Origin of the sequence: Enterobacter cloacae complex sp. 277I4 (genome assembly GCF_050031465.1) — a bacterium.
GTDB classification, from domain to species: Bacteria; Pseudomonadota; Gammaproteobacteria; order Enterobacterales; family Enterobacteriaceae; genus Enterobacter; species Enterobacter cloacae.
On record NZ_JBLGWC010000001.1, the window covers coordinates 3,211,633 to 3,225,552 of the forward strand.

The following is a 13,920-nucleotide window of genomic DNA, read 5'->3' on the forward strand; positions in this document are numbered from 1 at the left end:
CCCCTTTCTTCTTCATCGCGGAGTGTTGATGAGCGATTTGCAGCCCTTTCCCCAGACGCGCAAGCGCCCCATGAAACTGAACACGCTGGTCACGTTGATGGTGTGCGCGATCATCGCCTCTGTGCTGCTGCTGGTCTTTGCGCTCTATTCAGTGCAGATCACCCGGGCAACCCGTGATGACGTCAAGGATACGGCGCTGGGTATTGCCCGAACGCTGGCGAACAGCCCGGAGATCCAGCGCGGCCTGATGCAACCGCCGCAGGCCGATATCATCCAGCCCATCGCCCAGGGCGTTACAAAACGCAACGACCTGCTGCTGACCGTGGTCACCGACATGCGCGGTATTCGCTATTCGCACCCGAACGAAGCGCTGATTGGCCTGCATTTTATCGGCGACGATCTGAACCCGGCGCTGGAAGGGAAAGAGAACGTCTCCGTTAACCGGGGCGCGCTCGCGGAAGCCCTTCGCGTATTTACGCCCGTGTATGACAGCCAGCACGAGCAGATCGGCGTGGTGGTGGTCGGCATCTCGCTAAAAAAAGTGGAAGACCAGATCGCCCGCGGGCGACTCAACGCCGTCTGGACCATTTTGTTCAGTATCTTTATGAGCTCCATGGCGATCTGGGGACTGGTTCGCGTTCTGAAACGCATCCTGTTCGGGCTGGAGCCGTATGAAATCTCCGCGCTGTTTGAACAACGTCAGGCGATGCTGCAGTCGCTGCGCGAAGGAGTGTTAGCGGTCGATATTCATGGCCGCGTGACGATGATAAACCACACCGCCAGAGAGATATTGCTCCTGCCCTCCGGCAAGCAGACCGAAAACGCCAGCGCGCCCCTGCTGGCCAGCCTGCGTGAGGTGTCAAAGACGGGCATCGCGCGTCAGGATCAGGAGATCAGCTGCAACGGACGGCTGCTGCTGTGCAACATGGTGCCGGTGAAAAGCCAGGAGCGGGTGATAGGCGCCATCACCACCTTCCGCGACAAAACCGAAATCAGCCAGCTGATGCAGCGCATCGACGGCATGGTGAATTACGTCGATGCCCTGCGCGCCCACACGCACGAGTTTATGAACAAACTGCACGTGATCCTGGGCCTGCTGCATATCAAGCGCTACGACAAACTGGAAGAGTACATCCTGCAGACAGCGCACAATTATCAGACGGACATTGGCACCATCCAGAGCAAGGTGAAATCGCCGGTGATTGCCGGGTTCCTGCTGGGTAAAATCAACCGGGCGAAAGAAGCGGGGATCACCCTCACCCTGGCGGATGAGTGCCAGATACCGGATACCGCCAACGAAGAGCAGGTCGCGGTGCTGGTCACCGTGCTCGGTAATTTGATTGAAAACGCACTGGACGCGATGGAGGGCCAGCCGGAAGGCGAAATCACCCTGCTGCTGCACTATCAGAATGGCTGGCTCAGCTGTGAAGTCAGCGATGACGGCCCGGGAATTGATCCCGCCCAGCTGGAGACTATTTTTACTAAAGGCTTCTCAACAAAAGGTGAAAACCGGGGCGTTGGGCTGTTCCTTGCCCGCCAGCAAATTCAGAACCTGGGCGGTGATATCACCGTCGAATCTGAACCTGGCGTATTTACCCAATTTTTTGTTCACATCCCCTGGGATAGCGAGAGGAATATCGCGTGATAAATGTATTAATTGTCGATGATGACGCCATGGTAGCCGACCTCAACCGTCTGTATGTTAACCGTGTTGAAGGCTTTAGCTGCTGCGGCGTCGCCTCCACGCTGAACCAGGCCGAGGCCATTATTAACAACCCTGCCCAGCCGGTTGATCTGGTGCTGCTGGATGTCTACATGCAGCAGGATAACGGGCTGGATCTGCTGCCGGTGATCCGCGCCTCCGGTCGCCCAATCGATGTCATTATGATCTCTTCGGCTGCGGACGCCGCGACAATCCAGACCTCTATCCATTACGGCGTGGTGGATTATCTGATTAAACCGTTCCAGTTCCCGCGCTTTGAAGAGGCGCTGAACGGCTGGAAGGCAAAGCACAGCCTGATGGGCTCGCACCAGTATTATGAGCAGGCGGACGTCGACAGGCTGATCCACGGCGGCGCGCCGGAGCTGGCAGACAGCAAAAAGCTGCCAAAAGGGTTAACGCCGCAAACGCTGCGCACTATCTGCCAGTGGATTGACGCTCACCCGGAGACCGAGTTTTCCACCGATGACCTGGCCAGTGCAGTGAATATCTCGCGCGTCTCCTGCCGCAAATATCTGATCTGGCTGGCGCAAATCAATATTCTATTCACCAGCATTCACTATGGCGCTACCGGGCGCCCGGTATATCGTTACCGTCTCCAGCCCGAGCAGACAGGCCTGCTCAAACAGTACTGTCAGTAATGCGATAGCTGTTATCCAGCAAGGTAAAGCGGAAGTGGTGCGCTGAAGAGAGCACCACTTCTTTTGTTTTGGTCACAAAAATCGCTTCAATATCAGGTCGCGCGCGCAGCACCGCGCAGCCTTTCTCCACGCCCATGCCGTACATCAGCGTGGTCCAGATATCCCCGTCGATGGAATCGTTTGAAATGATGGTCACGCTGTCCAGTTCGTTATCAAGCGGATACCCGGTACGCGGGTCAAGGATATGGTGGTAGCGCCTGCCGTTTTGTTCAAAGTAGCGTTCATAGGTTCCCGACGTCACCACGGAGCGGTTCTCTACCGTCATCGCGCCGATCAGCTCATCACCCGCAAACGGTTTTTTAAGCCCCACGCTCCAGCCCCCCTCCGGCGAGCCCAGCGTCTGGATATTGCCCCCAAGGTTGATCAGCCCGAGTTTAGCGCCCTCTTTGCGCAGATAATCCCGCACCCTGTCGGCGATATAGCCTTTGGCGATAGCACCCAGGTCGATCTCCATCCCTTTTTGGGTCAAAAAGACGCTACTGCTGGCCTCGTCCAGCACCACATCCTCAGGGCGGGTAATCGCCAGCAAGGCGGCGATGTCTTCGGCGGGCGGCACGCTGTCGCCGCGAAAGCCGATTTTCCACCGTTTCACCAGCGGGCCGATGGCCAGGTTAAACGCGCTGTCTTTAAGCACGCTTGCCGCTTTCGCGCAGCGGATCAACTCAAACACCGGACTGCTGACTGCAACCGGATGCTGACCGGCCGCATGGTTGATATCCATCACCTGTGAATGCGCACGGTTAACGGTAAGCAGATCTTCGTACTGTTTGATTAAGCGAAATACGCGGGACGCGAGGGCTTCGTCATGGGAAAAGAGTTTCAGGAGGATGGGAGAGCCCATCAGGACGGCGGAGTAGCTGTAGACGCGGTTGTCATCAGACATGGCAGTTTCCTCAGAGGTAGCCCCGGCAGGCGCCGCGCCGCCGGGGAGAATGCCGGACAGCGCAACGCTTATCCGGCCAGGAAAACAGGAGCCTTACGTTCTTTTTGAGCGCATCGCCGCCTGATGTCCGGCTAGCGTACCAAAAATAATGATATCTGCCACCGCGTTACCGCCGATACGATTACCGCCGTGGATCCCGCCGACCACTTCACCGGCCGCAAACGCCCCTGGCAGCACGTTGTGGTTGCTGTCCAGCACGCAGGTTTCGGTGTTGATGGTCACGCCGCCCATGGTGTGGTGCACGCCCGGCGCAATCTGAATGGCATAGAACGGCCCTTCGTTGATGGGCGCACGCAGCGCGGTGGTACGGCCAAAATCATCGTCATGCTGTTTTTCAACAAAGCCGTTGTAGCGCTCAAGGGTCGCCAGGAAAGCGTGGTAATCCATACCCAGCGCCTCGGCCAGGGCTTTTGGCGAGCTGGCGCTGGTCACAAAGCCTTTGGCGATGTACTCATCCGCCGCTTTGTTTTTGGCACGAACGTGCTCGTCAAAGACGATATACGCGTATTTCTCCGGCAGTGCGATGATAGACGCCGAGACTTTATCGCGAGTTTCCATCTCATTGAAGAAACGGTTCCCCTGCTGGTTCACCAGAATCGCTCCGCCGCCGCGAATGGATTCGGAAATCAGGTACGAGGTTTTCTGCTCAACGGTTGGGTGGATCTGAATTTCACCCATATCTACCGTACCGGCACCGATGCGTTCCAGCAGCGCGATACCGCCGCCGGTTGCCCCTTTGTGGTTGGTGGTGACAAAACCTTCCAGGTCAGGGCGGTATTTCACCACCATCTGGCTGTTGGCGCTGAAGCCACCGGTGGCGACAATGACGCTTTTAGTGGTCACGGTGAGGGTTTCGTTCTCTTCTGTGGTCAGACGCACGCCGGTGACTTCGCCGTTTTCGAACAAGATGTCGCTGACGGACGTATCGAGCATCACGTCGATGTTGCGTTTGTTGACGTTACGCACCAGGCCGCTGATCAGATAGCCGCCTACCGCAGAGCCGTCTTTTGGACGGTGCGTACGGTCAATGCTCATCCCGCCGGTGGTGGTGATGTCATTCAGCATAATGCCGCGGGTTGCCAGCCATTCAATCGCCTGCGGCGCATTCTCCACGAAGCGGCGCAGCAGTTCCGGGTTGTTCTTGTTACCGCCCCCTTTCAGGCTCTCCTGGTAGAACAGCTCTTTGCTGTCCTGGATCCCTTTCACCCGCTGGAAGCGCGTCTCGGCGGCATTCATCCCGGCAGAAGCTTTGATGGTGTTCCCGCCGATGGTTGGCATCTTCTCAACAATCAGCACGCTCGCGCCTTCATCGTGGGCCTGAATGGCTGCGGCCAGACCGGCACCGCCGCTACCCACTACCACCACATCCACGCTGCGGGTCGCGTTCGGGTCAGCGCCCTCTTCTGCCGCCAGCGCTTTGCTGGATTTCAGCATCGCTTTAGAGACCGCTTTTTTCACCGCTTCACTCTGGCTGGTTGCACCCGTGATGGCATCCACGTGCGGGGTGTTGGCGTCCAGAATGCGGGTGCGGATCTCTTCAAAGCTGGTGACAAACTCAACGTCTTCGCTCGGGCCAGACGCCAGCGCAATATCGGCGATGCGATCGGTTTCCAGGCTAACGTTGATTACCAGTTCGTTAACATCGTCCTGCACTTTCTCAGTGAACATGCCTGGTTTGAATTTTGATTCGCCCATGCTCATATCGCGGATCATCGCTTCCACCAGCGAGAAACGCCACAGCGGTTCAGGAATGCTCAGCTCTTCGCGTTTGGTGCTGTCCATAAACAGCTCCAGGCTTTCACCGGCCGCGATCCGGTCAGTCCAGTCCGGGTAAGCGATGGTGGCGCGGCCCACAGCAATCAGGTCGTAACCGCTATCCAGCGCCTCGTTAACGTCTGCGGCATTCACCACGCCGCCGACACCCATCACCGGAACCTGAGCCAGGGTTTCAGAGCGCATGGCGCAATATTTTTTGATGAGCGGGGTTGGATCCTGGGTGTCGACAATGGAAGGACGCAGGGTCGCCCCCACGGAGAAGTGCAGATAATCCACACCGCGCGCCGCCAGTTTTTCCAGCAGGTACATGGTGTCTTCAAAGCGGATGCCCGGGACTTCCAGCTCTTCAGGGGAGAAACGGTAGCCAATAATGAACGCGTCGTCCGCGTACTGGCGCACCATTTTGTGCGTGATATCCAGCACCGCCAGCGGGAATTTAGCGCGGTTATCGCGGCTGCCGCCCCACTCGTCGTCGCGCTGGTTAGAGTTCGGGGAGTAGAACTGCTGAATCAGGTAGGTATTTGCGCCGTGAATTTCAACCCCGTCGAAACCGGCCTGGATAGCGCGGCGAACGGCTTCACCAAACTTGCCGATCATGCCTTCCACCTCTTCACCGGTCAGGGCAACCGGCGTGGCGGCCCCGTCACGCGGCGCGGCAACGGCGCTTGGGCCAACCGGCGTGCGGCCACCGATCAGTTTTGGATCGACCATACGGCCGCCGTGGTAGATCTGCAGCAGGGCTTTCGAGCCTTTGGATTTAATGGCGTCCGCGATTTTCGCCAGCCCGGCGATTTTCTCGTCGTTATCGATACCAATCGCGCCGGGGAACGCAAGGCCGAGATCATCGATAAAGCAGCATTCAACAATAATGGTACCAATGCTGCCGGAACGGGCCCGATAGTACTCCACCAACTCGCTGGTGACCGTGCCGTCGTAATAGCCGGTACAGGTGGTCATGGGTGCCATTAACAAACGGTTTTTCAGTTCGGTGCCATTCGGTAATGTGAAGGGGCTCAGAATACGTTCGTTAGTGCTCATAATTGAAACTCCAAACTTTAAAAATTAAGAATTCGTTATCGGATTGATTTTTTATTTCGTCGTTATTTGCCGATGCCATGATATTAATATAATGATTTTTTTAGTTTCTAAAGTTATTACGTTAGTTAAAAAACTATTTAATCCCTGCGATAACACAAATAACACATTGGTGTTAGTGATTGTAATTTAGCCATTCACAATAATTTAAAATTCGTTAAATAATGAATGGTAAAACCACTTCACCAAAAACCAATAAAATCTATACAAATCAATCATATAAAAATTATCAAAATTCGACATTGTTACAGAAATGATAAATTGAACTCATAATATACGTAATACCCACATACGCCAGAGTGGTTATTAATAAAAGCATAAAAATACCGCTGCAATTCTCTTTTTTTGATCGCGATCAATAGTTATGGCATCCAAAAGCGCAATATAAAAACATCATCAATTTTTAATTTAGCGCAAACAAAAATGCGTTAAATCGCTATTACTGAAAATACAAATCAGCACCTTTAATAACTAAAAAAAGCAAAGAAACTTAAGAAAGCAATTTTGTTTTTCAGTGCGACCGAATTTTTGACAACTTAAGACGTGAAACTATGAATACAAAAACTGCTGTAACGCCCCCTGTGGCGAACCAGGCATCAAATGGGAAAGCAAAACGACTGCTGATGATGGCATTGCCCGTCATCGTCGCCGTCCTGCTGCTGTTTGTTCCGGTACCAGAAGGACTGCCGCCTTATGCGTGGCACTACTTCGCGATCTTTGTCGGCGTGATCGTCGGTTTAATCTTCGAACCGCTGCCGGGCGCGGTGATCGGTCTGACCGGCGTGGTGGCGATTGCGCTGTGCAGCCAGTGGGTGCTGTTCAGCCCTGAACAGCTGGCCGACCCGAAATTCAAGCTGGCAGGTGCCTCCTTTAAGTGGGCGGTCAGCGGGTTTGGTAACTCGACTGTGTGGCTGATCTTCGGCGCCTTCATGTTCGCCGCTGGCTATGATAAAACCCGCTTCGGCCGCCGTCTGGCGCTGATTCTGGTGAAATATCTCGGCCGTCGCAGCCTGACGCTCGGTTATGCCATCACCTTCGCGGATCTGCTGCTGGCACCGTTTACGCCGTCCAACACCGCACGTAGCGGCGGGACCATCTACCCGATCATCGCTAACCTGCCGCCGCTGTATGGCTCAAAACCAAACGACCCAAGCGCGCGTAAAATTGGTTCGTACCTGATGTGGGTGGCGATCACCGCGGCCTGTATCACCAGCTCGATGTTCCTCTCCGCCCTTGCGCCGAACCTGCTGGCACTGGCGCTGGTGAAAAGCACGGTAGGGATTGATATCTCCTGGGGTACCTGGTTCCTCGCCTTCCTGCCGCTGGGCATTCTGCTGATTCTGACCATGCCGCTGCTGGCCTACTGGTTCTACCCACCAGAAGTCAAAGTGAATAATGAAGTACCGCTGTGGGCAACCCGTGAACTGGAAAAACTGGGCAAACTGTCCCGCAATGAAATTCTGCTGCTGGTGTTCGTGTGCTGTGCGCTGCTGATGTGGATCTTCGCCGCCGCGTGGATTGAACCAGCCATGGCTGCCCTGCTGATTGTGGGTCTGATGCTGTGGACCGGCGTGCTGGAGTGGAACGATATCACCGGCAATAAAGCCGCGTGGAATACCTTCGTCTGGTTCGCCACCCTGGTCGCGCTGGCGGATGGCCTCTCCTCTACCGGCTTTATCAGCTGGCTGGGTAAAGAGGGCGGTCTGTTAATGAGCGGTATCTCGCCGGGCGTTGCCACCATCGTACTGCTGCTGGCGTTCTACCTGCTGCACTACCTGTTTGCCAGCACCACCGCGCACACCACCGCGCTGCTGCCGGCGATGCTGACCATCGCCTCCACCATTCCGGGCATGAATATGGAAGTCTTCGTCCTGCTGATGGTGACCTCGCTGGGTGTGATGGGGATCATCACCCCGTACGGTACCGGCCCAAGCCCGATTTACTACGGTAGTGGCTACCTGCCAACCAAAGACTACTGGCGCCTGGGCACTATCTTCGGTGCCATCTTCCTGGCGGCCCTGCTGCTGATTGGTTATCCGTGGATGTCCATGATGTTCTGATTCCTGACCGCCGGACTTCTCCTCCGGCGGTTTTATTTTTCTGGAGCAAGCTATGTCAAACAAACCGTTTTTTTATCAAAACCCCTTCCCACTCGCGCACGACGACACCGAATATTATCTGCTGACCAAAGAGCACGTCTCCGTTGCTGAGTTCGACGGTCAGGAAGTCCTGAAAGTCGAGCCAGAGGCGCTGACGCTGCTGGCACAGCAGGCGTTCCACGATGCTGCGTTTATGCTGCGTCCTTCCCATCAGAAGCAGGTCGCCGCCATTCTTAACGACCCGGAAGCGAGCCAGAACGATAAGTACGTTGCCCTGCAGTTCCTGCGTAACTCTGAAATCGCCGCTAAAGGCGTACTGCCAACCTGCCAGGATACCGGCACGGCGATCATCATGGGTAAAAAAGGCCAGCGTGTCTGGACCGGCGGTGGCGATGAAGCCGCGCTGAGTCAGGGGGTGTACAACACCTACATCGAAGACAACCTGCGCTACTCCCAGAACGCGGCGCTGGATATGTATAAAGAGGTGAACACCGGCACCAACCTGCCTGCGCAGATCGATCTCTACAGCGTCGACGGCGACGAGTACAAATTCCTCTGCATGGCGAAAGGCGGCGGTTCAGCCAACAAAACCTACCTCTATCAGGAAACCAAAGCGCTGATCACTCCGGCGAAGCTGAAAAACTATCTGGTGGAGAAAATGCGCACCCTGGGTACCGCGGCCTGTCCGCCTTACCATATTGCCTTCGTGATTGGCGGAACCTCCGCGGAAGCGACGCTGAAAACGGTGAAGCTGGCCTCCACCCGCTACTACGACGCCCTGCCTACCGAGGGGAACGAGCACGGCCAGGCGTTCCGCGATGTTCAGCTCGAACAGGAACTGCTCCAGGAAGCGCAGAACCTGGGTCTGGGTGCGCAGTTTGGTGGTAAATACTTCGCTCACGATATCCGCGTGATCCGCCTGCCGCGCCACGGTGCCTCCTGCCCAATCGGCATGGGTGTCTCCTGCTCCGCAGACCGTAACATCAAAGCGAAAATCAACCGCGACGGGATCTGGATTGAAAAACTGGAACACAACCCGGGTCAGTACATTCCTGAATCGCTGCGCCAGCAGGGCGAAGGTGACGTGGTCAGCATCAACCTCAACACGCCGATGAACGAGATCCTGGCGCAGCTTTCCGCGTACCCGGTCTCTACCCGCCTGTCGCTGAACGGCACCATCATCGTGGCGCGTGATATCGCCCACGCGAAGCTGAAAGAGCTGCTCGACAACGGCGAGGAACTGCCGCAGTACGTTAAAGACCATCCGATTTACTACGCGGGCCCGGCCAAAACACCGGAAGGTTATGCCTCCGGCTCCCTCGGCCCAACCACTGCGGGCCGCATGGACTCGTATGTGGATTTACTGCAGTCCCACGGCGCGAGCATGATCATGCTGGCCAAAGGCAACCGCAGCCAGCAGGTGACGGATGCCTGCCACAAACACGGCGGCTTCTACCTGGGCAGCATCGGCGGCCCGGCGGCGGTACTGGCGCAAAACAGCATCAAGAGCCTGGAGTGCGTGGCGTACCCGGAACTGGGAATGGAAGCCATCTGGAAAATCGAAGTGGAGAACTTCCCGGCGTTTATCCTGGTGGATGACAAAGGTAACGACTTCTTCCAGCAGATCCAGAACAAACAGTGCCAGGGATGTTCACAGCGCTGAGCGTTTCCATAGTGCCGGCAGCCGCGACAACGTTTGATTGATCCGCTCACGCTTGTCGCTGCCCGGCTTCCAGATAGTGACCATCGTCTGACTTATCCCCTGGCTGCCCACTTCGGTGGGCAGCCTTTTTACGTTTTTCCACTGCGTCGCATGAAGATGGGTCGGCAAAAAGCCCCAGCCACAGCCCTGCTCCAGCAGGCCGCGCAGCATCTCAATTTCATTAGTGAAAAGGGTATGCCCGGCAATTTGCAGACGACGGGCAACCGGTTCATCTGACGCGGCATGCATAACCACCTGCGGAACCAGAGAGAGATCGAGCAGCGAAACCGGCGTGGCAACCTTCGCAAAAAGCGCGTCTGCGGCGTAAAAATCCATGTCGATGGCTCCCAGAGCCCGCCACTCCATCTCATTACCCACGCTGCGGTTACGCGCCTGGCAGATACCTAAATCCGCCTCTCCGCTCGCCAGCAGGGCTTCGGCCTCGTCACGCGACGCGCTGGTCAGGCTCAGGCGTATTTTTTGTGCCGCCATCTCCGCAATCAGCGCCTGCAGAAAAGCCCGGGGGGTGAATGGATCGTAAACAAGGGCAATGTCCTGCATCGCGCTGTCCGGCACCGCTCTGGCAAAGGCCTCAAAGGCTTTCACCTGACGCATCAGCAGGTGCGCCTGTCGCTGAAGCTGTTCCCCTTCAGGCGTTAGCCGCACGCTGCGTCCCTCGCGCAGAAACAGGGCATAACCCAGCCCGTCCTCAAGAAAATCGATCAGATCGCGCAGGGTCGTACGGTCTTTACCGAGCTTAATGGCCGCCTTCATCAGGCTGCCGTGCTCTGCCACCGCAGTAAACGCCTCCAGCTGGGCAAATGAATAGACCATCGCCTCCTCTCCCTTTATTCCGTTTTCGGGGGAATTTCCCCCATAACCCGTTTTTTATTATAGGGCGCGGCTTCTTAAACTGAAGCCCTTCCTGAACCAAACGAGATAAACATGAAAAACAAAACGCTAAACCGCAGCCTGCTCGCCGCACTGGTGGTCAGCAGCCTCTTATCCCCTGCCGTTATGGCTGCCTGTCACGGCACCGACCTCAACCAGTGCCCCGCACCGTTTGACGCAACCCTTCCCGACACGCACAGCATGCTCACCTGGAGTCAGGCGGATCGCGTGGTGGGCTTTCGTAACGACTACCGCAACTACGCGGGCGATGTTTTCCGCCACGGAAAGGCCACACCGCTGCTGGCAGCAGAGAAACCGCTTACCGACGCCCGGTATCAGGTTAATGGCAAGACCTATACCCTCCAGGATTACGTGAAACGCCAGAACGTCAGCGGCATGCTGGTGCTGAAGGACGGCAAAATAGCGTGGAAATATCTGGGTGAAGGCAATACCGATTCCACGCTCTGGACATCACGTTCGGTGGGGAAATCCGTGGTCTCTGCGCTGGTCGGGGTCGCCCTTAAAGAGGGCAAAATTCACTCCCTTGACGATCTTATCACCCGCTACGAACCCGATTTAAAAGGCACGGCGTGGGATGGCGTGACGCTGAGACAGCTGATCACTCACACCTCTGGCGTGGCGTGGAACGAAGACTACACCAACCCTCAGTCTGATTTCGCGCAGCTCACCGAATGCGAAGCGAAGCCGGGCACCTACGACTGCGTGCGTAAGCTGGTGAAGGGATTACATCGGGAACACCCGGCCGGAGAGAACTGGTCCTATTCCTCGGGTGGCGCGTGGCTGCTGGGTGACGTGCTGGAGCGCGCCACCGGTATGACGCTGGCGGCGTACCTGGAGAAAAGCATCTGGCAGCCGTACGGGATGGCGAACGACGGCGTATGGCATGCCTACCGTAAAGGCCAGCACGATGTCGGCGCGCACGGCTTTAACGCCACGCTGGAAGACTGGGGCCGCTTCGGCGAATTTATCCTGCATAACGGTACGCTCCCTTCGGGCAAACAGATCCTGCCTGACGGCTGGGTAAAAGAGTCGTCAGACTGGACGCAGGCGAAAGGTTCCGTCTCAGACGCGCATCCGAAAGGGTTGTACGGCTATCAGTGGTGGAATAACGAGGTGCCCGCCACGGCAAAAGACGTTAAGCCCGCGCCAGAGGATTCCCTGAAAGATTCACTCTGGGCGCTGGGGATTTTTGGCCAGATGATTATGGTGAATCAAAAGGAAAACCTGGTGATCGTCCAGTGGTCCACCTGGCCGCAGGCGGAGCCGTCTTTCAGCGCCCAGCCGCTGGAAGCGTCGCTGATGTTTAGCGCAATTGCACAGGCGCTGCGCTGAATAGAGCGCTCTGCCAGTTTTGCCCGGTGGCGCTACGCTTGCACGGGCCTACAAAATTCACAGGTCGGGTAAGCGAAGCGCCACCCGACAAGAGCAGCGGCTACTCTGCCCTTCTGCGCGATATCACAAAATAGCGATATCAGCCACTTAGCGAATTATGGTGAATGAAAAATCAATGAATTGTTAAGTTATTGTTATGTATGTAAATCCCGGTCAACGTCCTGTCATTGATGTGCAGCACGCATCAGTCCATGCGTGATTTGCGCTTATTAATTTCCGTTTAATGCGCCAGTTTTCAGAAACAGACGGACAACACGTCAATAAAAAACTGGAGACGACCATGATTTCCTCAACCCCACCTGCAACCGTACGCGCAAGAGCGGGCGCGATACTTCGCGTCACCTCGGGCAATTTCCTTGAGCAATTCGACTTCTTCCTGTTCGGGTTCTATGCCACCTACATCGCGCATACCTTCTTCCCGGCGAGCAGTGAGTTTGCGTCACTGATGATGACCTTCGCCGTCTTTGGCGCAGGCTTCTTAATGCGCCCCATTGGCGCGATTGTCCTCGGGGCTTACATCGACAAGGTGGGTCGCCGTAAAGGGTTAATCACCACCCTGTCGATTATGGCGGCCGGCACCTTCCTGATTGTGCTGATCCCCTCTTATGAGAGCATCGGCCTGTGGGCGCCACTGCTGGTGCTGGCTGGACGCTTGCTGCAGGGCTTTTCCGCCGGGGCGGAGCTTGGCGGCGTGTCGGTCTACCTGGCTGAAATTGCCACGCCGGGTCGCAAAGGCTTCTTTACCAGCTGGCAGTCCGGCAGTCAGCAGGTGGCGATTATGGTGGCCGCCGCAATGGGCTTTGCGCTGAACGCGATGCTGGAAGAGAGCGCCATTCGTGAATGGGGCTGGCGGATCCCGTTCCTGTTCGGCTGCCTGATTGTGCCGTTTATCTTCTTCCTGCGCCGCAAGCTGGAAGAGACCGAAGAGTTCCGCACCCGCCGTCACACGCTGGCGATGCGTCAGGTCTTTACCACCCTACTGGCGAACTGGCCGGTTGTGGTCGCGGGTATGCTGATGGTCGCCATGACCACCACCGCGTTCTACCTGATCACCGTCTATGCGCCTACCTTCGGCAAAAAAGTGTTAATGCTCAGCGCCTCCGACAGCCTGCTGGTGACGCTGCTGGTGGCCATCTCCAACTTTATCTGGCTGCCGGTGGGCGGTGCGCTGTCGGACCGCTTCGGCCGTAAACCGGTGCTGGTTGCCATGACGCTGCTGGCGCTGGCAACCAGCTATCCGGCCCTGACGCTGCTGGCGCAGGCACCGAGCTTCTCCATGATGCTGAGCGTATTGCTGTGGCTCTCCTTCCTCTATGGCCTCTACAACGGCGCGATGATCCCGGCCCTGACGGAGATCATGCCGGTTGAAGTGCGTGTTGCCGGTTTCTCACTGGCGTATAGCCTTGCTACCGCGATCTTCGGCGGGTTTACACCGGTCATTTCAACGGCCCTGATTGAGTACACCGGTGATAAAGCCTCCCCGGGCTACTGGATGAGCTTCGCGGCGATCTGCGCGTTGCTGGCAACGCTTTATCTCTACCGTCGCAGCGCGATGAGTCTGCAAGTACAGAGAGGATAAT

Annotated in this window: 9 protein-coding genes; 6 read left to right on the forward strand and 3 right to left on the reverse strand. The window is 56.5% G+C overall.

Features of this window, described 5'->3' with window-relative positions:
• Nucleotides 1–28: 28 nt before the first annotated feature.
• Nucleotides 29–1,645, forward strand: a complete 1,617-nt coding sequence (locus ACQG19_RS15780; RefSeq protein ID WP_013097754.1) for a sensor histidine kinase — start codon at nucleotides 29–31, stop codon at nucleotides 1,643–1,645.
• Complete coding sequence (gene dcuR, locus ACQG19_RS15785; protein WP_013097755.1) at nucleotides 1,642–2,361, forward strand: two-component system response regulator DcuR; 720 nt, start codon at nucleotides 1,642–1,644, stop codon at nucleotides 2,359–2,361. The genes ACQG19_RS15780 and dcuR overlap by 4 nt, the downstream gene beginning before the upstream one ends.
• Here the strand turns inward: dcuR and ACQG19_RS15790 are convergent.
• Together ACQG19_RS15790 and ACQG19_RS15795 are read right to left on the reverse strand one after the other, a co-directional pair.
• Entirely contained in the window at nucleotides 2,342–3,304 is a 963-nt protein-coding gene (locus ACQG19_RS15790; protein ID WP_246932506.1) for an FAD:protein FMN transferase, read from the reverse strand. The genes dcuR and ACQG19_RS15790 overlap by 20 nt on opposite strands.
• Before the next feature lie 93 nt (nucleotides 3,305–3,397).
• The gene (locus ACQG19_RS15795; RefSeq protein ID WP_129327993.1) at nucleotides 3,398–6,178 is read right to left on the reverse strand and encodes a flavocytochrome c; all 2,781 of its coding nucleotides are present in this window, start codon (nucleotides 6,176–6,178) and stop codon (nucleotides 3,398–3,400) included.
• 608 nt (nucleotides 6,179–6,786) lie between these two features.
• Between ACQG19_RS15795 and ACQG19_RS15800 the strand changes: the two genes are divergently transcribed.
• A complete protein-coding gene (locus ACQG19_RS15800; RefSeq protein WP_013097758.1) occupies nucleotides 6,787–8,295 on the forward strand; it encodes an anion permease in 1,509 nt (502 codons plus the stop codon).
• 52 nt (nucleotides 8,296–8,347) lie between these two features.
• A complete protein-coding gene (gene fumA, locus ACQG19_RS15805) occupies nucleotides 8,348–9,997 on the forward strand; it encodes a class I fumarate hydratase FumA (RefSeq protein WP_246932509.1) in 1,650 nt (549 codons plus the stop codon).
• Here fumA and ACQG19_RS15810 read toward each other — a convergent pair.
• Nucleotides 9,986–10,870 carry a LysR family transcriptional regulator gene (locus ACQG19_RS15810; protein WP_061772230.1) on the reverse strand — a complete coding sequence of 295 codons (885 nt, stop codon included), beginning with the start codon at nucleotides 10,868–10,870 and terminating at the stop codon, nucleotides 9,986–9,988. The genes fumA and ACQG19_RS15810 overlap by 12 nt on opposite strands.
• A 111-nt stretch (nucleotides 10,871–10,981) precedes the next feature.
• Here ACQG19_RS15810 and ACQG19_RS15815 point away from each other — a divergent pair, with 111 nt between their 5' ends.
• Both ACQG19_RS15815 and ACQG19_RS15820 read left to right on the forward strand, forming a co-directional pair.
• Nucleotides 10,982–12,280 carry a serine hydrolase domain-containing protein gene (locus tag ACQG19_RS15815; RefSeq protein ID WP_095439634.1) on the forward strand — a complete coding sequence of 433 codons (1,299 nt, stop codon included), beginning with the start codon at nucleotides 10,982–10,984 and terminating at the stop codon, nucleotides 12,278–12,280.
• Nucleotides 12,281–12,620: 340 nt separating this feature from the next.
• Entirely contained in the window at nucleotides 12,621–13,919 is a 1,299-nt protein-coding gene (locus ACQG19_RS15820) for an MFS transporter (protein ID WP_045292556.1), read from the forward strand.
• Nucleotide 13,920 lies beyond the last annotated feature (1 nt).

Bases quoted from the DNA above. Each gene is read 5' to 3' on its own strand.
- ACQG19_RS15780 (WP_013097754.1), top strand. From the start codon at position 29: ATGAGCGATTTGCAGCCCTTTCCCCAGACGCGCAAGCGCCCCATGAAA.
- ACQG19_RS15790 (WP_246932506.1), bottom strand. From the start codon at position 3,304: ATGTCTGATGACAACCGCGTCTACAGCTACTCCGCCGTCCTGATGGGC.
- ACQG19_RS15795 (WP_129327993.1), bottom strand. From the start codon at position 6,178: ATGAGCACTAACGAACGTATTCTGAGCCCCTTCACATTACCGAATGGC.
- ACQG19_RS15800 (WP_013097758.1), top strand. From the start codon at position 6,787: ATGAATACAAAAACTGCTGTAACGCCCCCTGTGGCGAACCAGGCATCA.
- fumA (WP_246932509.1), top strand. From the start codon at position 8,348: ATGTCAAACAAACCGTTTTTTTATCAAAACCCCTTCCCACTCGCGCAC.
- ACQG19_RS15810 (WP_061772230.1), bottom strand. From the start codon at position 10,870: ATGGTCTATTCATTTGCCCAGCTGGAGGCGTTTACTGCGGTGGCAGAG.
- ACQG19_RS15815 (WP_095439634.1), top strand. From the start codon at position 10,982: ATGAAAAACAAAACGCTAAACCGCAGCCTGCTCGCCGCACTGGTGGTC.
- ACQG19_RS15820 (WP_045292556.1), top strand. From the start codon at position 12,621: ATGATTTCCTCAACCCCACCTGCAACCGTACGCGCAAGAGCGGGCGCG.